The 16,684-nt window shown below is 70.9% G+C and carries 17 protein-coding genes; 10 read left to right on the forward strand and 7 right to left on the reverse strand.

The genetic code is table 11. From position 1 onward, the window contains the following. The gene (locus tag BS80_RS21690) at positions 1-771 is read right to left on the reverse strand and encodes an SDR family oxidoreductase (RefSeq protein WP_083975031.1); all 771 of its coding nucleotides are present in this window, start codon (positions 769-771) and stop codon (positions 1-3) included. A 136-nt stretch (positions 772-907) separates the two neighbouring features. Here BS80_RS21690 and BS80_RS21695 point away from each other — a divergent pair, with 136 nt between their 5' ends. Next, positions 908-1,519 (forward strand): TetR/AcrR family transcriptional regulator, encoded by a 612-nt coding sequence (locus BS80_RS21695; protein ID WP_035799794.1) that lies wholly within the window; start codon positions 908-910, stop codon positions 1,517-1,519. Between the two features lie 60 nt (positions 1,520-1,579). Here the strand turns inward: BS80_RS21695 and BS80_RS21700 are convergent, their stop codons facing one another. Together BS80_RS21700 and BS80_RS21705 are read right to left on the reverse strand one after the other, a co-directional pair. Then, positions 1,580-2,410 (reverse strand): hypothetical protein, encoded by an 831-nt coding sequence (locus BS80_RS21700; protein ID WP_035799796.1) that lies wholly within the window; start codon positions 2,408-2,410, stop codon positions 1,580-1,582. A 333-nt stretch (positions 2,411-2,743) separates the two neighbouring features. After that, positions 2,744-3,175 carry an organic hydroperoxide resistance protein gene (locus BS80_RS21705; protein WP_035799798.1) on the reverse strand — a complete coding sequence of 144 codons (432 nt, stop codon included), beginning with the start codon at positions 3,173-3,175 and terminating at the stop codon, positions 2,744-2,746. A gap of 372 nt (positions 3,176-3,547) precedes the next feature. On the opposite strand from BS80_RS21705, the gene BS80_RS21710 reads away from it, so the two are divergent. The 4 genes from BS80_RS21710 (at position 3,548) to BS80_RS21725 (ending at position 5,719) form a co-directional block, all read left to right on the forward strand. After that, positions 3,548-4,423: a helix-turn-helix domain-containing protein gene (locus BS80_RS21710; RefSeq protein ID WP_035799801.1), complete on the forward strand. Its 876-nt coding sequence runs from the start codon at positions 3,548-3,550 to the stop codon at positions 4,421-4,423. 181 nt (positions 4,424-4,604) lie between these two features. After that, on the forward strand, positions 4,605-5,066 hold the full coding sequence (locus BS80_RS21715; RefSeq protein ID WP_035802297.1) for an SRPBCC family protein: 462 nt from the start codon (positions 4,605-4,607) through the stop codon (positions 5,064-5,066). A gap of 88 nt (positions 5,067-5,154) precedes the next feature. Continuing rightward, positions 5,155-5,436: a type II toxin-antitoxin system Phd/YefM family antitoxin gene (locus tag BS80_RS21720; protein ID WP_232246556.1), complete on the forward strand. Its 282-nt coding sequence runs from the start codon at positions 5,155-5,157 to the stop codon at positions 5,434-5,436. 4 nt (positions 5,437-5,440) lie between these two features. Beyond that, complete coding sequence (locus tag BS80_RS21725) at positions 5,441-5,719, forward strand: type II toxin-antitoxin system RelE family toxin (protein WP_035799803.1); 279 nt, start codon at positions 5,441-5,443, stop codon at positions 5,717-5,719. 151 nt (positions 5,720-5,870) lie between these two features. Here BS80_RS21725 and BS80_RS21730 read toward each other — a convergent pair whose 3' ends face one another. After that, positions 5,871-7,325: an alpha/beta hydrolase family protein gene (locus tag BS80_RS21730; protein WP_408607419.1), complete on the reverse strand. Its 1,455-nt coding sequence runs from the start codon at positions 7,323-7,325 to the stop codon at positions 5,871-5,873. Between the two features lie 355 nt (positions 7,326-7,680). Here BS80_RS21730 and BS80_RS21735 point away from each other — a divergent pair, with 355 nt between their 5' ends. From BS80_RS21735 to BS80_RS21745, 3 genes are all read left to right on the forward strand, one after another. After that, on the forward strand, positions 7,681-8,898 hold the full coding sequence (locus tag BS80_RS21735; RefSeq protein ID WP_083975033.1) for a DUF7134 domain-containing protein: 1,218 nt from the start codon (positions 7,681-7,683) through the stop codon (positions 8,896-8,898). Continuing rightward, the gene (locus BS80_RS21740) at positions 8,895-9,620 is read left to right on the forward strand and encodes a response regulator transcription factor (RefSeq protein ID WP_035799808.1); all 726 of its coding nucleotides are present in this window, start codon (positions 8,895-8,897) and stop codon (positions 9,618-9,620) included. The genes BS80_RS21735 and BS80_RS21740 overlap by 4 nt, the downstream gene beginning before the upstream one ends. 188 nt (positions 9,621-9,808) lie before the next feature. Continuing rightward, the gene (locus BS80_RS21745; protein WP_035802305.1) at positions 9,809-10,453 is read left to right on the forward strand and encodes a dihydrofolate reductase family protein; all 645 of its coding nucleotides are present in this window, start codon (positions 9,809-9,811) and stop codon (positions 10,451-10,453) included. Positions 10,454-10,740: 287 nt separating this feature from the next. On the opposite strand, the gene BS80_RS21750 is transcribed toward BS80_RS21745, so the two are convergent. Together BS80_RS21750 and BS80_RS21755 are read right to left on the reverse strand one after the other, a co-directional pair. Next, the gene (locus tag BS80_RS21750; protein WP_035799811.1) at positions 10,741-11,427 is read right to left on the reverse strand and encodes a response regulator; all 687 of its coding nucleotides are present in this window, start codon (positions 11,425-11,427) and stop codon (positions 10,741-10,743) included. Further along, positions 11,424-12,632 (reverse strand): sensor histidine kinase, encoded by a 1,209-nt coding sequence (locus tag BS80_RS21755; RefSeq protein WP_198045574.1) that lies wholly within the window; start codon positions 12,630-12,632, stop codon positions 11,424-11,426. Before BS80_RS21755 ends, BS80_RS21750 begins: the two co-directional genes overlap by 4 nt. A gap of 143 nt (positions 12,633-12,775) precedes the next feature. Between BS80_RS21755 and BS80_RS21760 the strand changes: the two genes are divergently transcribed. Together BS80_RS21760 and BS80_RS21765 are read left to right on the forward strand one after the other, a co-directional pair. Beyond that, positions 12,776-13,501 (forward strand): ABC transporter ATP-binding protein, encoded by a 726-nt coding sequence (locus tag BS80_RS21760; RefSeq protein ID WP_035799817.1) that lies wholly within the window; start codon positions 12,776-12,778, stop codon positions 13,499-13,501. A 59-nt stretch (positions 13,502-13,560) separates the two neighbouring features. Next, a complete protein-coding gene (locus BS80_RS21765) occupies positions 13,561-15,906 on the forward strand; it encodes an ABC transporter permease (RefSeq protein WP_198045575.1) in 2,346 nt (781 codons plus the stop codon). Positions 15,907-16,192: 286 nt separating this feature from the next. On the opposite strand, the gene BS80_RS21770 is transcribed toward BS80_RS21765, so the two are convergent. Then, positions 16,193-16,645: a MarR family winged helix-turn-helix transcriptional regulator gene (locus BS80_RS21770; RefSeq protein ID WP_035799820.1), complete on the reverse strand. Its 453-nt coding sequence runs from the start codon at positions 16,643-16,645 to the stop codon at positions 16,193-16,195. Positions 16,646-16,684: the final 39 nt, after the last annotated feature.

The raw sequence follows: 16,684 nt of genomic DNA on the forward strand, positions 1-16,684 counted from the left end.
TCAGCGGCCGGTCGGAAGGTTCGCCCCGCCCGTGCAGTCCAGGACGACGCCGGTGATGAACCCGTTGGTGGCCAGCGCGTGGATGGCACGGGCCACGTCCTGCGGTCGGCCGACGCGGCCCACCGGACTGGAGGCGGCCAGCCCGTCGAAGAGGGCCTGGCGCTGCTCGGCCGGGACGCGGTCCCACCACGGGGTGTCGATGACGCCGGGCGACACCGCGTTGATCCGCAGCGGCGCCAGCTCTGTCGCCAGCGGCGGAACCATCGCCTCCAGGGCGCCGTTGATCGCGGCGAGTCCGGCGGTGCCCGGGAAGGCGGCCCGTGCGCTCGCCGCGGTGATCAGGGTGACGGATCCGTCCCGGCTCAGCCGCGGGAGCGCGGCCTGCAGGATGCGTACCTGCGGCCAGAACTTGCCGTCGAACCCGGCCGCCAGTTCCGCCAGGTCCAGGGTGGCGAACGGTCCGCCGCCCGCGGCGCCGCTGACCGCGATCACCAGGTGGTCGATGGGGCCGGAGTGCTCGAAGAAGGCGGAGATGTCCGCCTGGTCGGTGGCGTCCATGCGGTACGACCCGGTCTTGCCGCCGATCCGTCCGACGGCCTGGTCCAGCTTGTCCTGGCTGCGGCCGGTGATGACCACCTCGGCGCCGTCCGCGGCGAACAGCGTCGCGGTGGCCTCGCCGATGCCGGAGCTGCCGCCCATCACGACGACCTGCCGGCCGGCCGAGGCGCTGAGTGTGGCGTTGGCGGCAGTGGTTGAGGTGTCAGAGGTCATGGCGGATCCGCTCCCCGTTTCCGTGGCCCGAAGGCCGTAGAGTTGACGAGACCGTAAGTCTCGATAGAGTGAGTATCATCGAGACTGACGGTCTCGTCAACTGAAGGATTCGAAAGCCAAAGATCGGAAGTGCGGCATGGCAGACCCCGCCGGCCCCCCTGCGAGCCCGCAGGGCCCCCGCCCCCACACCGGGCGACAGCGCAACGAGGCCACCCGCCGCGCGATCCTCGACGCGGCACTGCGCCTGATCGCGGACGCCGACGGCGCCCCCGTCACCGTGGACACCATCGCGCGCGAGGCCGGCGTCGGAAAGCAGACCCTCTACCGCTGGTGGCCCTCGAAGGGGACGGTTCTCCTGGACGCGCTCACCGACCACGCCGAACGCGAAGTGCCGGCCCCCGACACCGGCAGCCTGCACGGCGACCTCCGTGCGGTCGTCGGCGCCGTCTTCGAGAGCGCCCGGACCCCACCGACCGCCCCCGCCCTGCGCACGCTGGTCCGCGAGGCCGCCAGGGACCCCCAACTCGCGGATCTGCTGAGGGAATTCACTCAAGCCCGGCGGGCAGTCCTGCGCGAGGTGCTGGCCCGCGGCCAGGAGCGCGGCGACCTCGCGGCCGACCGCGACCTCGACCTCATGGTGGACCAGGTCTACGGCGTCTTCTGGTACCGCTTCCTGCTGGGCCACGCACCGCTGGACGGAGCGGCGGCCGACCGGCTCACCGACTCGCTCCTCGGTGAGGCGAGTTGACGTTGGGAGCCGGCCGTGGGCCGCGTGGCCCCGGCGGGCCGTTGGGATGGACCGTGCTCCTCAGGGGTGTTCAAGGGCCTGGAGCGCGCCACCGACGGAGAAGCACAGCGCGCCGGTGAGGGTTCCCCAGTTGGCGATCGTGGCGTTGACCAGGCTTCCGGTGCTCGGCCGGGTGAAGGCGGCCAGCGCCGAGACCATGAAGAGCACGGAACCGAGCTGGTTCACCGCGGTGATCCACCATCCCAGGCTCCGCGAGCGGACGCAGGGCCGCGAGCGATGACAGATCTCGACGAAGGCGAGATGCCCGGACACCAGGAACAGCACGCAGCCGACGACGTCGGGCGACCAGATCAGCCGGTTGACCTGCTGAACGGTGAGCCCCTGGAGGAAGGAGTCCAGCAGATTGACCGCGAACACCAGCGTCCCCGCGAAGAGCACCGCCGTGCTGAGCCAGCCGACGTTCATCGGCTCGTATCTCCACCATGTCCAGCGGGGTGTGATCAGCGGACCTGGTTCCCCTGAGTGGCGAGGTGCGTTGACGACCTGGAGCAGCGCGCAGTAGCCGCCCGTGCTGAAGAAGAGGCCCCCCGTGAAGTAGATGTAGGCGCTCAGGGTCGCAGTGCCGGAGCCGAACTGGGCGACGGCGGCGCCGACGGCGAACAGGGCACCGCCGATGACGAAGGCGACCGAGGCGATGAGGTTGAGTCTGCGCAGCCGTCCGAGCCCCACGGCATCGGCACTTGCCGGCCCGGGTCCGGCGCCAACGGCGAGCACGCCGCGTCTGCGCGCCAACCGCGATTCCCACACCGTCGTTCTCCCCTCGGGGAGAATCCAGGTGCGCCGGGTGACGAACGGTCCGGCGCCTTCCGCGTGTTGCTCAACCCTTCGCACGGGGCGAGCGTAGCCATCGAGCCGCAGGTCATCCGGGAGAAACGGAGCGCCAATCGGCTGACGTGGGGGCCAGGTCTGGTGCTGGGAGTTGTCGCCGTCTGCTGGGGCGGGTGGCAGCTGGTCGCCGCCACCCGGAGCCGAACGTCGCTATTCCGGCGGCCAGGGCGAGGGCGCCACTGCTGTAGGTAGCTTTTTCATGGTTTCTCCACGGATTTCGGGTGCGGGGTGCTCACCGGCACGGCGTTGCTGTTCCGCGCTGCCGCTTCCGGTGAGCACCCGAGCCCGCTGCGGGCGGAAGTCGACCGACCGTCCCGGTGCGCGACCGAGTGCGCGTCAGTTCTCTCCGACCAGCACCAGTTCGACCGGGACGTTGCCCCGCGTGGCGTTCGAGTAGGGGCACACCTGGTGGGTGGCCGCGAGCAACTCGCGTGCGGCCTCGGGGTCCACGCCGGGCAGCTGGGCCTCGATCCGGACCGCCAGGCCCAGCCTGCCCTCGGCGAGCGATCCGACCATGGAGACGGTCGCCGAGATCGCCGACTCCCGGACGTCCAGCTTCTTGGCGCCCGCGACCAGGCGCAGGCCGCTGTGGAAGCAGGCCGCGTAGCCGGCGGCGAACAGCTGCTCCGGGTTGGTGCCGGGGCCGTTGTCGCCGCCCAGCTCCTTGGGCATGGACAGAGACGCGGTCAGACGGCCGTCCTCGGTGGCGACCTTGCCGTCGCGTCCGCCCCAGGAGGTGGCGGTGGTGGTGTAGATGGTGTCGCTCATGTCCAGTTCCTTCGGTGAAGACGCGCCGGATGGGGGCACGCCGGATGGGCGCACCTGCGTAGGCGGTCAGTTGGTGGTGCTGGTGGTGTCGACGTCTGCCGGCTGCGGCTGCTGCTGCGATCGGCGCGCCTGGCGCGGCCGGCGGAACCGCCCCGGTGGCGGCCCCTCGTCCATGTCGCCAAGTATGTGGATCCGGGCGCCGCACAGCCTGCCCCTGCCAGGGGTAGCCCGGGGAGCCCCCGCAAAACATCGCGCCTCGTCACACCGTGGCGGGAATGTCCCACCCGCCCGTCGCCACCGGCACGGCGCCCACGGGTGGCTGACCCCGGCAGGGGCAGGCTGCGCGGCACCGGGGCGTCCATACTCGACCGCATGAACAGGACGGTGCGGTTGGGCGAGTTCTTGCAGATGCGCCGGTCGCTGCTGCAGCCGGCGGATGTGGGACTGCCGGACTTCGGGGAACGACGGCGCGTGCCCGGGCTGCGACGCGATGAGCTGGCCCGGTTGGCGGGGGTGGGCCTGTCCTACTACACGCGGTTGGAGCAGGGCGTGTCGCTCAACGCCTCGCCGGAGGTGCTGGACGCTCTCGCCGGGGCTCTCGGCCTGGACGAGGTGGAGCAGGCCCACCTGCACGATCTGGCCCAGGCCACGCGTCGCGGCGGTAAGCGCCGCAGGCTGGCGCCCGAGCATGCGGACGACGCGACCAGGCAGCTGCTCGGAGCGCTCGGTGCCGCACCTGCGGTGGTCCTGGGGCGCCGCAGCGACGTGCTGGCCTGGAACCGTACGGGACACGCCCTGTTCGCCGGACACCTGGACCCGCGCATCCCCGATCAGCCGGACCGGCGCCCCAACATGGCGCGGCTGGTCTTCCTGGACGCTCACACCCGGGATCTGTTCGTGGACTGGCCGAGGAAGGCCAGGGCTGTGGTGGGGAAGCTGCGGCTTGCCGCCGGGCAGTATCCGGACGATCCGATGCTGGCCGTGCTGATCGGCGAACTGACCATGAAGAGCCCGGAATTCGCCACCATGTGGTCCGAGAACCAGGTCCGGAACTGGGAGCTCGCGGCCTACCGGATGCACCACCCCCTGGTCGGCCGGATGCACCTCAACCTGCAGACCCTGACGATCCCGCAGGAGAGCGGGCAGCGCATCGTCGTGGCGACCGCCGAGGCCGGTTCGGGCTCGGCGGCCGCACTGCACCTCCTCGCCCAGGCCGGCACCCCGGCCGTCGGGCGGGAAGGGAGTTGATGTCCCCTCAGGATGACGCGCCGGGGCGGGTTTCGTGCTGCTGCGAAGGAGCTCCCGGCATCCTGGCAGCCTGGCGGAGGCGGCAGGATGGTGCGATCATCCACTGATCGCTCCCGGTCCCCGGTACCGGGTTCCCGGTTCGCGGCGGGGGCCGGAGCCGGACAGGACAGGGGAGTTGGACGTGCCCAGCACCGAACTGAGCCACAGCTACGACGTCGCGGCAACGCCCGCGGCCGTGCTGGCGCATCTTGCGGAGCCCGCGAACTACATCGGACTCTCCCCGCTGCTCGTGGACGTGCGGGACGTACGGCGCGAGGGCGGGGTCACGCACTACGTGGCCGTCGAGCGCTTCCGGTTCCTCGGACTGGTCCGGCACGACAACGTCATCCGGGTCACCCTGCGCACCGACGGCGCCCGGCTGCCGGCCGAGGCGACGGTCAGCGGCGAGGTGGTCAGCCCGGGCGGCGTGCGGATGGACTACCGCTTCGCCGTCACCGCCCGGGGCGACGGCGGCTCCCTGGTCGCCGACACCCTGCGGCTGCACGCGCCGTTCGGCCTGCTCCGCTACGCGGCCGGGAAGGCCGCAGCGGTGCAGACCGAACGCGGCCGGGTGTTGGCCCGCCGACTGGGCGCCGACGACTGACCGCGGGCGGGGCCGGCCCGTCACCCGTCCAACGTTGTCTCGCCGAATCGTCGGGGCGACTCAGATGTACATCTGCTACATTCATTGCATGAGCGAGCCTGTGATTGCATCCATGGCTGAGGTCCGCAGCCACTTGGCGGACGTCCTCGATCGCGCGCGTAGGGATGACACCCCGACGATCATCACTCGACGCGGCAAGCAGGAAGCCGTGGTGATCGACATCCACGAGTACCAGCGGCTGAGCCGGCTCGCGGAGCAGGCCGAGGAGTCCTGGCTGAACGGGCTGGCCGACGAGGCTGAATCCGAAGGGACCGCTGGATCGGTCTCGCTCGAAGAGATGGCCGCCCTCCTTCGCGCCCATCACGCCTGATCTCGTGGGCTACGTCACGCGGTTCACCCCGCATGCCCAGCGCGACATGCTCAAGATCTCCCGCCCTGATGCTCTGCGGATCCTCCGCCGCCTCACTGAACTTCAGAAGGGGTTGGACGGCGGGGACACGGCCGCGTTCGACATCAAGGCCCTCCAGGGGCACGCTGCGCGGTGGCGCCTCAGGGTCGGGGACCATCGCATCGTGTACACCCTCGAAGACGGTCAACTGATCGTGTGGGTCATGGCCGTTGGCAACCGCCGTGACGTCTATCGCGGCCTGTAGATGGTGCCGCGCAGGTTGTGATGCGGTCAGGCCGCCAGGCATGCCACCAGACGGCCCCGACGTCGTGATCACACCCGGCCGCATCCGAGAAGTCTCCGTTGCCGACACGCCCTGTGCCCTCGACCCTGGACGAGGCCAACGCACCGACTGATCAGCGGTTGTGGTCCGGGGGGTAGACGCTGAGGTTGCCGTACGCCGGCAGAACGCCCGTCAGGGCGCCGGGTTCGCCCTGCAGGGTGGCGTCCAGGAAGGCGAGGGTGGCTGCGGCGACGATGCGCGGGCTTTCGGCGCGGCCCAGGGAGCCGACGATCGAGGGCACGGGAGGCAGGTACAGGGGGGCGTCCATGAAGGTGAGATGTGCGGCGCCGGGGATGGTGAGCCGGTAGCTCGTCGCGGTGTTGGACTTGAGCGCGTCGGTGAGGCGAGGGAGGTAGCGCGGGTCGGTTGCCGGGGTGATGGCCGCGGTGAGCGCGAGCGTCGGCTGGTCGAGGGAGGGCGAGGTGGGGCCGTGGGGGTAGCCGTCCAGATCGATGACGGCGTCGAACCGGCGGTCCTGCCGAGCTGCTTGCAGGGCGGCAGCACCACCCATGGAATGGCCGGTCACCGCGACCCGGCTGGTGTCCAGGCGTCCGGTCAGCGGGTCGGTGATCTCACCGTGGTCCACACGGCCCAGTTGGGTGACGACGAAGCTGAGGTCGGCGGCTCGAATCGCCGTCCAGCCGGCCGCCAGCTCGTCGTCCTTGGCCGGGTCGCCGCTGGAGAAGGTCTCGTTGGTGATCGTCCGGCCGTCGGCGAGGACGACGGCGGCGGAGTCGTACGGGTGGTCGAGGGCGGCGACCAGGTAGCCGTGGCTGGCCAGTTCCTCGGCCCAGGCGGTGTTCTGGGTGCGCACTCCGCCCGACCCGGGAGAGAACAGCACGACCGGGAACCGTTCGCCCCCAGTGGCCACCGGGGCGTCGAAGACCGAACGGGTGCGGGCACGCGTGACGCCGTCGACCAGGAAACCCGGCAGGCCGACTCCGCGGGCGAGGGCGTCGGAGACGGTGCGCGCCTCGTGCTCCGTGCGCCCGAGGTACTGCGCCCGCTGCGCGCCTGCGGGGCTCTTCTGCGCGGGGTACCAGAGCTGGACCACGACTGTGCGCCGGTCGTTCGGATCGGCGGTGAAGGTCTCGGGGCGCAGCGGGTCGGTCCACTGCACCACGCGGGTGCCGACGGCGAAGTGGCCGGTCGGCTCGGGGAACACGGGTACCGGAAAGGCCCAGGCGGCCACCGGGCCCGTGGCGATCAGGCCGACGCACGCCACCGATCCCGGCAACGCCAACCACCAGCGGGCCCGCCACGCCGGCCGGCCGGTGCGGCGTCGCAACAGGGGGACGCAGGCGAACGGGAACGCGAGGGCAGCGCCCGCCAGGACCGGCAGCAGCTGCCAGCGGATCCCCACCACACTCAGCACGATCGCGGACACCGCGAACACCGCCCCCGCCGCGATCGTGACGCGTGGGCGGGTGGAGGGGGGAAGCCAGCGCGCCACCACCAGCGCGAGCGCACCCAGCACGGCAAGAAGTTCCGGAGGGGACATGGACAGTCCCGCGATGATCTCGGTCACCAGGCCATCGTCGGCGCCGGGTGTGGGGTGCCACATCGATCCCGGGTCGCCGTCGGGAGCGACCGGGGTCGCAATCCGTGGCAGGTCCCGGTGCGACCGGAGTGGCAGTCGAGCACGTCGGATCGGCGCCCGCCGTACGACCACGGGAGGTAGCGGGGCTCCTCCTGCGGTCGTATCTCGGCGCGGTGCGGTCAGACGGTGGGCTCATGTGCTTCGCGGGCCGGCGGCCTACCGTGACAGGGCCGCAGCTTCTGCTGTCCGACCCCACCCCAACTGCCCCGGACTGCCCGGCTCCGGCCGTCCGCGGTGCCGGCCCCGCCGGAGCCGCCATGACGCTGAATCGACAGGACATGTGATGACCGAGGAGGCCGCGGTAACCGGCACGACCTTACGGCTGGCGAGGTACGCCGACCTGGCCTCCGCACGAGCGACGCGGCTGGTGACAACTACGGGACGTTGGGACTCCCTGCTGCCGGTGCTTCTCCTCCTCAACGTCGTGACCACGCGCACGCCGCAGGAGCTGCCGGTGGCCGCGGTCCTCACCACCGCCCTCGCACTGCCCCTGGTGTGGCGGCGCCGGGCCCCGCTCACGGTGTTCGGCGCCGTGGCAGTCGCGGCCTTCGTCCAGTGGCTCCTGGACGTCCAACTGCCGGCGGACATCGCCCTGCTGGTGGCTCTCCACGCGGTCGCCGCGAACTCGGGCCGGCGCCGCACGCTGGTCGCCGGTGCCGTCGTGGAGGCAGGCGCCCTGCTGGCCTGCCTGCGCTGGGCGGCGGACGGCGCGTTCCTGACGCCCTTCGTCGCGCTCACCGCGATGGCCGTTGCCGCCGCTGTCCTCGGTGTGAACGCGCGGACCACGCGCGCCTACCTCGCGGCTCTGGAGGAACGGGCCGTACGCCTGGAGCAACAACACGACCAGCAGGCGCGACTGGCCGTCGCCGAGGAAAGGACACGCATCACCCGGGAGATGCACGACATCGTCACCCACAACCTGTCCGTCATGGTCGCGCTGACCGATGCCGCCGTCTACGCGCAGCACCGGTCGCCCGAGAGGGCCACCACCGCGATGCTCCAGATCTCCGAGACAGGCCGACAGGCCCTGACCGACATGCGACGCTCGTTGGGCATCCTGCGGACCGACGAACCGGACGCGGAGCGCCACCCGCCGCCCGGCATCGCCCAGTTGGAAACCCTTGCCGACCAGATGTGCGGCGCCGGGCTGCCCACCCGCCTCGAGGTCGACGGCGGCCACAGCCACATACCCGCCACCGCACAACTCACCGTCTACCGCCTGGTGCAGGAAGCCTTGACCAACACCCTCAAGCACACACCCCCCGGCACCCACGCGAAGGTCCGGATCCAGTGCTCGGCCGAGACCGTCACCGTGGACGTCACCGACAGCGGCCCCTGCCCGCCGCTTCCGGCCGCCACACCGTCCGGCCACGGCATCCCGGGCATGCGCGAGCGTTCGGCCGCCTACGGGGGGACGTTGCGGGCCGGACCACTGCCGGGCGGGGGCTGGGGAGTCCGTACCCGCCTCTTCCTCAGCAGCGGCGGAGCGGCGTCCGCATGACGATCCGCATCCTGATCGCCGACGACGAAGCGCTGCTCCGGATGGCCTTCAGCACGGTCCTGGAGGCCCAACCCGATATGGCACCGGTCGGCGAGGCCGCGGACGGCACCCAGGCCGTACGCCTCGCCCGGCAACTGCGTCCCGACGTGGTCCTCATGGACGTCCGGATGCCCGGGACCGACGGGATCGAGGCGACCCGACAGGTCGTCGAGGTCTCCCCGCAGAGCAGAGTGCTGATCCTCACCACCTTCGACCTGGACGAGTACGCCTTTGCCGGACTCACCGCCGGAGCCTCGGGGTTCCTGTTGAAGAACACCAGGCCCGAGGAACTCCTCACCGCGATACGCAGTGTCGCCGCAGGCGACGCGGTGGTCTCCCCACGGATCACCCGCCGCCTGCTGGAGCACTTCCGTCCGCACATCCCCGACGGCACCGGCACCGGCACCGGCCCCGGCACCGACCACGACGAGCGACTGAGCCGACTGAGCCGGCTCGGCCGCCTCAGCGCCCGTGAACGCGAGGTCCTCGTGCAGGTGGGCCGCGGCCTGTCCAACACCGAGATCGCCGCCACCCTGTACCTCGCCGAGGCGACCGTGAAGTCCCATCTGGGGCGAATCCTGCAGAAGCTCGAACTCCGCGACCGGATACAGGCCGTGATTTTCGCCTACGAATGCCGCCTCATCCAGGCGGCGCCACATCGCGGTCGGCCGACCGGGCACTGACCCGGTCGGCGCCTGCCGAGAGGCGACCACCGGGTGGTCCGGGCCATCGGCCGGCGGCGGATACGAGAGTGGAACCCGTGAGGCGTTGCCCCAACACGCATTCCCGTTCGGCGAGTGGTCCGGCTGATGTCAGTGGGCGCGTCTAGGCTCCGTTTGACGAGGGAGTCCGAGTGAGGGACGTGAGTGTCATGTCGCGTGTTCGAGTGCACAACTTCAGCGTGTCGCTGGACGGGTTCTCCGCCGGGGAGGGGCAGAGCCTGGACGCCCCGTTCGGGCATGCCGGGACTCGGCTGGTCGACTGGTTCTTTCAGACCCGCGCTTTCCAGGCAATGATCGGCCAGGCAGGTGGCGGCAGCGGTGTCGACGATGCCCTTGCCTGGACCTGGGGGGCCGGGATCGGGGCGGAGATCATGGGCCGCAACAAGTTCGGCCCGCAGCGCGGCCCGTGGACCGACGAGGAGTGGAAGGGCTGGTGGGGGGACAACCCGCCGTTCCACACCCCGGTCTTCGTGCTGACGCACCACCCGCGCCCGTCCCTGGAAATGGAAGGCGGCACGGTCTTCCACTTCGTCGATGCCTCGCCGCAGGAGGTGCTGCGGCAGGCCCGCGAGGCGGCGGGCGGCCTCGATGTGCGGATCGGCGGAGGCCCGACGACGGTCAGGCAGTTCCTCGCGGAGGATCTGGTCGACCACCTCCACATCGCCGTCGTCCCGATCGTCCTGGGCCGCGGTGAGCGGCTGTGGGACGGTCTGGAGGGGCTGGAACAGCGCTTCCAGGTGGAGTCGGTGACGACGCCCAGCGGCATCACCCACATGACCTTCACCCGTCCGTAGTTCCGCGTCAGGCAACCTTCGCCCCGTCGTGACGCCCGGCACGCACTCTCGCCGCACCGGCCGAAAGCCCAACTACGTCCAGTACGAGGACTTCCGGCCGGCACGCCGATAGCACGCACCAGGGGGGCACCTCCCGGCCGAAGGCTGGGGGAGCCGCTCCTTGACGGGCAAAGGTTGCCTGACGCGGCACTAGCTCCGCCGACCAGCCGCAGCAGGGCCCGCCCGGTCAACTGAGCTGAACGACTGCGAGCGTGTACGACGACGGCGCGCGATCTTCTCACCCTGCCCTATCGTCTACCCGGCGTGAGTCCGTTCTCGTAGGCGATGATCGCCAGGTGGACGCGGTCCCGGGCCTCGAGCTTGGCGAACAGGCGCGCGACATGGGTCTTCGCCGTCGCCGCGCTGATCACCAAGCGCTCGGCTATCTCACCGTTCGACAGTCCCTGTCCGACCAGTGCCAGCACCTCGCGCTCCCGGCCGGTGATCCCCGCGATGAGATGTGAGTCTGCGGCAGGTTCGGTGTCCGGTGTGGGGGCCGCGGGGGTGACGGAGCTTCCGGCGAAGTCGGCGATCAGCCGTCGGGTGACGCTCGGCGCGATCAACGCGTCGCCGGCCGCCACCACGCGGATCGCGCCCAGGATCGCGTCCAGGGCCATGCTCTTGAGCAGGAATCCGCTGGCGCCGGCGCGCAGAGCGCCGTAGACGTACTCGTCGTCGTCGAAGGTCGTCAGCACCAGCACCTTGGGCGGGTCCGGCTCGGCGGTCGCCTGCCGGGTCGCCTCGATCCCGTCCATGCCCGGCATCCGGATGTCCATCACCACGACGTCCGGCCGCAGCTCACGTACCAGGCGCACCGCCTCGTGGCCGTCGCCTGCCTCGCCGACCACCTCCAGGTCATCGGTGTCGCCGATCAGGATCCCGAGCCCGACCAGCATCAGTGGCTGGTCGTCGACCAGCAGTACCCGCACGCTCATGCCGGGAGCCTCGCTGCCACTCGGAATCCGCCCTCCGGACGCCGGCCCGCGCTGAACTGGCCGGACAGCAACGTCACCCGCTCGCGCATGCCGAGCAGGCCGAAGCCGCTCCCGCCGGCCGTCGCCGAGTGCCTGGGACGGCCGGGCCCGCCGGGACCGTCGTCCCCGTCGTCCACCACCTCGACCGTCACCTCCCCCGGCTCGTAGCCGACCGCGACCCGGCACGTTCGCGCCCCGGAATGCCGCACCACGTTCGTCACCGACTCCTGGATGATCCGGAACGCCGACAGTTCGATCTCCGGTGGCAGCGGACGCCGTTCGCCCCGCCAGGTCACCTGGACCCGCACCCCGGCGTCGGCCGTGCGTTCGGCGAGCCGCGGGACGTCGGCCAGGCTGCTGGCCGGCGCCAGCGGAGCGGCCTGCGGCACGGCGTCGTCCGGTTCGGCGCGGCGTAGCGCCCCGAGCATGCGCTGAAGCTCGAGCAGCGTCTCCCGGCTGGTGGTCTCGATGCCGGTCAGCGCCTGCCGGGTCTGCTCGGGCTTGGTCTCCACGACCCGCGCCGCCGCTCCCGACAGCACCGTGATGATCCCGATGCTGTGCGCGACGCTGTCGTGGAGTTCGCGGGCGATCCGCAGCCGCTCGGCCATGACGGCGCGGGCCGCCCTCTGTTCGTGCAAGGCTCCGAGGTATTCACGGCGTTTGCGGTACACCCCGCCGAAGACCCACGCGACCGCGAACCACAACGCGAACTGCCCGGCCCACTGGGCCGCGTCGCCGAGGGTCTCCCCGGGGTAGACGTGGATGTTCTCGACGAACGCGGCCGCGACGGCCGCGACGGAGCCGACGGCGGCAGCCGTCGGCCGCCGGACGGCGAGGTGCCCGCCCAGGACGACGAGCAGGACGAACACGATCCAGGGCCGCACGCCGAAGAGGTCGCCGAGAACCGATTCGCCCAGGATCGCCGCGAAGACCGCCGCCGGCAGACGGCGCATCAGCAGAACCGGAAGGGCGAGCACGACGCACAGAGCGATCAGCGGGTAGGTCCCGAGGCCGGGCAACCGGAACAGGCCCTCGTGGTCCTGAACCTGAGCGATCGACCAGCAGAGCATCAGCGCGTAGAAGCAGGCGGTGGCCAGCACCACGGCCCGGTCCGTCAGCCAGGTCATGCGCTCCGATGTCGAGAGGCGCTGGAGAAGCTCTTCCATGCGGAGATCGTATTCAGCGGCGTCGGCTCCGCGCGTCACCCCAGGGGTGTACGCGCCTGTACCCCCACGGGGCGACGGCCTGGGGAACGGTGACATCCACCGGCCGACGCGACGGATCACGCTCTGTTCGTAGGTTCGTGGACATGACGAATGCGCCGATGATCGACGTCCGCGAGGCGACGAAGAAATACGATGACGGCCCGCCCGCGCTGGCCGGTGTGAACTTGTCTGTGGCGTCCGGTGATTGTGTGGCGATCCTCGGCCATTCCGGCAGTGGGAAGTCCACGCTGCTGAACCTGATCGCCGGTTTGGACAAGCCCTCCAGCGGCAGTGTCACCGTCGACGGCACGCGCGTCGATCAGCTGGGTGAGGCCGGATCGGCGAAGTACCGCCGGGCCTCGATCGGCATGATCTTCCAGTTCTTCAATCTGCTCGACGATCTGACGGTGTTGGACAACGTCATGGTTCCGGCGCAGCTGGCCGGGATGGGCAAGGGCGAGGCGAAGCGCCGGGCCGTCGAGCTGCTCGGCTCGCTGGGTATCGAGCGGCACGTCAAGGCCTATCCGCAGCGGCTGTCCGGAGGTGAGCGGCAGCGGGTGGCAGTGGCCAGGGCCCTGATGAACAAGCCGGCGTTGTTGCTGGCTGACGAGCCCACCGGCGCGCTGGACTCGAGCTCGGTCGAGGACGTGCGCCGGCTGCTGCTGGACCTGAACGCCGAGGGCCAGACCATCGTGCTGGTGACCCACGACGTGCAGTTGGCCGCCACCACCGCGCACCGCACCATCGAGTTGGTGGACGGTGCGGTCGCGCGGGACGTCGTCAACAGTGGCAGCGGTGCCGGCCTGGCCGCCGCCCAGGCGCGCCGGTGAGCGCGCTCGGCAAGGTCGTACGCTCCGGCGTGGGCCGACGTCGGGTCCAGACCCTCGTCATGGCTTTGACGACGTTCACCGCGGTGCTGTCATCCGTACTCTCCCTCGGCCTGCTGACCGCCGTGCAGGCCCCGTTCGAGCACGCTTTCACCACCCGGGACGGAGCGCACCTGGCGGTCCAGTTCGACGGTTCGAAGGTCACGGCCGTGCAGACCACCGCCACCGCGCACGTCGCCGGTGTCACCGAGGCGGCCGGGCCGTACCCGATCGCCGCCGCCCTGGACACGACCGTCGGCACCGACTGCCCCAAGACCGACTGGGCCGGTCACGACAACCATCCGATCACCGTCACCACCCGCCCCGACCTGGGTAGCACCTCCGGGATGGACCAGCTGGTGCTGACCCAGGGGCGCTGGCCGACCAGTCCGGGCGAGATCGCCCTCCCGGCCAACAACTATGCCGACGCCTGCTTCGGCTCTTCGGTGGTGTTCTCCTCCCTGCCGGGCAAGCCGTCGTTCAAGGTCGTCGGCTTCGCCGACTCGGTGACCAACAGCGCGACCGGCTTCGCCACCGCCGACGGTTTCGCGCGGCTGACCACTGCCGGGGCCACAACCGACGAGCAGATGCTCTACCGGTTCGCCAGGGCCGGGACCGACGCCGACATCGCCACCGACAAGCAGGCGGTGGCCGCCGCCGTGCCGGCCGGCGCGGTCGAGGACGGACAGTCGTATCTGACCGCGGAACAGCAGGCGACCGGCAACGCCAAGGCCTTCGTGCCGTTCCTGATCGCCTTCGGGATCCTCGGGCTGGTCCTGTCCGTGCTGATCATCGCGATCGTGGTCAGCGGCGCGGTGGCCTCGGGAATCCGGCGTATCGGGATTCTGAAGTCGTTGGGCTTCACGCCTTCGCAGGTGGCCCGCGCCTACACCGCGCAGGCCATGATCCCGGCGACACTCGGCGTGGTGCTCGGCACGGTCTTCGGCAATCTCGCGGCCGGGCCGATCCTGAACGGGGCATCCGAGCAGCTCGGCGCGGCCAGTGCCACGATTCCGTTCTGGGTCAGCGCCGTGGTGTCGCTGGGCACCCTGCTGATCGTCGGCGTCACGGCTTCGATCCCGGCGTTGCGGGCCGGCCGGATGCCGGCGGTGCAGGCTCTGGTGGTCAGCCGCGCCCCGAAGGCCGGGCGCGGTCAGACTGCGCAGCGTCTGGCCTCGCGGCTGCCGCTGCCCCGGGCCATGTCGCTGGGGCTGGCCCAGCCCTTCGCCCGCCCGGCCCGGGCCGTACTGGTCGGCGCGGCGGTGCTGCTCGGCACGGTCAGCGTCACCTTCGCGGTGGGGTTGGGGACCGCGTTCAGCAAGTACCAGGCCACTACGATGAGTTCGGGCTTCAACGTCGCGTCGGACATCGTGATACCCACAGCCGACGTGGGCGCGCCGTGGGGTCTCTACGGCCCCAACGACCCGCGCCACGCGTACCTGGATGCCACCAAGGTGGCCGCCGCGCTCGCCAAGGTCCCGGGCACGAAGGCCGCGTTCGGCTGGGGCGACAGCGGCGCGACCTTGGTCGGCGCGCCGATCGGCGGCGAACCGCCGGTCCTGTACACGGTCAGCGGCGACTTCTCCTGGACGAACATGCAGCTGCTGTCCGGCCGTTGGTACTCGGCGCCCGGAGAGGCCGTGGTCGGTGACAAGCTGGCCTCGGCGGTGGGGATCCGTGTCGGTGACGACGTCACCGTGGTGCAGCAGAACAAGCAAGTGTCACTGAAGGTCGTCGGCATCAACTTCGACACCCATGGATCCGACTACACGGCCATGACGGATGCGGCCACCTTCACCGCCGCAGGACTGACCCCGCGCATCGACCAGTTCAACGTCGAGCTGGCCTCGAACGCCAACGGAACGGACTGGTCCACCGCAGCCACCGCCGCGCTGACCCCGCTGAACGCCTCGGTCCAGTCGAACTCGTCCGACACGAACCTCCTGGTGATCATCATGGGCACCCTGGTGGCGATGTTCACGCTGATGTTGACCGTGGTCGCCGCGCTCGGGGTGCTGAGCATGGTTGTGCAGGACACCCGGGAGCGGGTCCACGACCTGGGGATCTTCAAGGCCCTCGGGATGACGCCCAGACAGACCGTCGCGATGGTGCTGACCTCGGTGGCACTCACCGGCCTGATCGCCGGACTCGTCGGGGTACCGCTCGGGGTCGTGGTGGAGAAGGCGACCCAGGCTCCGATGGGGCACGCGATCGGCCGGCACCTGCCACCGAGCGTGACTCACGTCTACACCGCCGGGCTGCTCCTTCCGCTGCTGGCCGCCGGGGTCGTGATCGCCCTGCTCGGGGCACTGCTGCCAGCCGGCTGGGCGGCACGCTCACGGACCGCCACCGCGCTGCGGGCCGAGTAGGGCCGAGCAGGACCGAGTAGGACCGAGTAGGGCCGAGTAGGACCGAGCAGACCGAGCAGGGCCGCCGGTCGCCGCAGCAAAAGCGGCGGTGCTGGGCACTGCACGGCGCGGCAAGGACGCCAATGCCGACCTCCCCTGGTTGATCCCCCGGGAGGTCGGCATTCCGGTATGGGCCCGAAGAGTTCACCCACAGTCGGCCTAATGCGCGCGGCCCGGGTCTTCGTCAAGCGCCTGGACAACGAGGGCCCGCTGCCCAGGTGACCAGGGTCGCCGCAGAACTTTGGGGCTACTCCTCGACCGGCAGGCCGGCCTCGCGGGCGAGTACGCCCAGGGCCCGGCGCAGCGACTCGCGCTCGGCGAGGGAGAGAGCGGCGGCCAACTCGGCGTCGATGGCGTGCGCCTGGGCGGCGCACTCGTGCAACAGGGCGCGGCCGTCCTCGGTGAGGGCGAGCATCTGGCGGCGGCGGTCGGCGGGGTCGCGCTCGCGCACCACCGCGCCCAGCGCCTCCAGCTGGTCGGCCATGCTCACCACCAGACTCGGCGCCACGCCCATCGCCTGCGCCAGCTCCAGCTGCGAGGAGGCCGCGCCCGCGTCGAGGGCGGCCAGCAGGGCGACGTGCTTCGGCTTGAGTCCGTGGTCCTCGATCGCGGCCGTGAAGCGGGTGGTGGCGATGGTGCCCAGGGTGCCGAGGCGGAAGGACAACGAGGAGGTCAGCGAAAGAGGGTTGACAGCGCTCATGGCACCGATACTATCTCTATTGAATCATTCATAGTTCGA

The sequence above is a fragment of the Kitasatospora mediocidica KCTC 9733 genome (assembly GCF_000744225.1).
In the GTDB taxonomy this organism is placed as follows: domain Bacteria; phylum Actinomycetota; class Actinomycetes; order Streptomycetales; family Streptomycetaceae; genus Kitasatospora; species Kitasatospora mediocidica.

Bases quoted from the DNA above. Each gene is read 5' to 3' on its own strand.
- BS80_RS21690 (WP_083975031.1), bottom strand. From the start codon at position 771: ATGACCTCTGACACCTCAACCACTGCCGCCAACGCCACACTCAGCGCC.
- BS80_RS21695 (WP_035799794.1), top strand. From the start codon at position 908: ATGGCAGACCCCGCCGGCCCCCCTGCGAGCCCGCAGGGCCCCCGCCCC.
- BS80_RS21705 (WP_035799798.1), bottom strand. From the start codon at position 3,175: ATGAGCGACACCATCTACACCACCACCGCCACCTCCTGGGGCGGACGC.
- BS80_RS21710 (WP_035799801.1), top strand. From the start codon at position 3,548: ATGAACAGGACGGTGCGGTTGGGCGAGTTCTTGCAGATGCGCCGGTCG.
- BS80_RS21720 (WP_232246556.1), top strand. From the start codon at position 5,155: ATGAGCGAGCCTGTGATTGCATCCATGGCTGAGGTCCGCAGCCACTTG.
- BS80_RS21735 (WP_083975033.1), top strand. From the start codon at position 7,681: ATGACCGAGGAGGCCGCGGTAACCGGCACGACCTTACGGCTGGCGAGG.
- BS80_RS21740 (WP_035799808.1), top strand. From the start codon at position 8,895: ATGACGATCCGCATCCTGATCGCCGACGACGAAGCGCTGCTCCGGATG.
- BS80_RS21745 (WP_035802305.1), top strand. From the start codon at position 9,809: ATGTCGCGTGTTCGAGTGCACAACTTCAGCGTGTCGCTGGACGGGTTC.
- BS80_RS21750 (WP_035799811.1), bottom strand. From the start codon at position 11,427: ATGAGCGTGCGGGTACTGCTGGTCGACGACCAGCCACTGATGCTGGTC.
- BS80_RS21755 (WP_198045574.1), bottom strand. From the start codon at position 12,632: ATGGAAGAGCTTCTCCAGCGCCTCTCGACATCGGAGCGCATGACCTGG.
- BS80_RS21760 (WP_035799817.1), top strand. From the start codon at position 12,776: ATGACGAATGCGCCGATGATCGACGTCCGCGAGGCGACGAAGAAATAC.
- BS80_RS21765 (WP_198045575.1), top strand. From the start codon at position 13,561: ATGGCTTTGACGACGTTCACCGCGGTGCTGTCATCCGTACTCTCCCTC.
- BS80_RS21770 (WP_035799820.1), bottom strand. From the start codon at position 16,645: ATGAGCGCTGTCAACCCTCTTTCGCTGACCTCCTCGTTGTCCTTCCGC.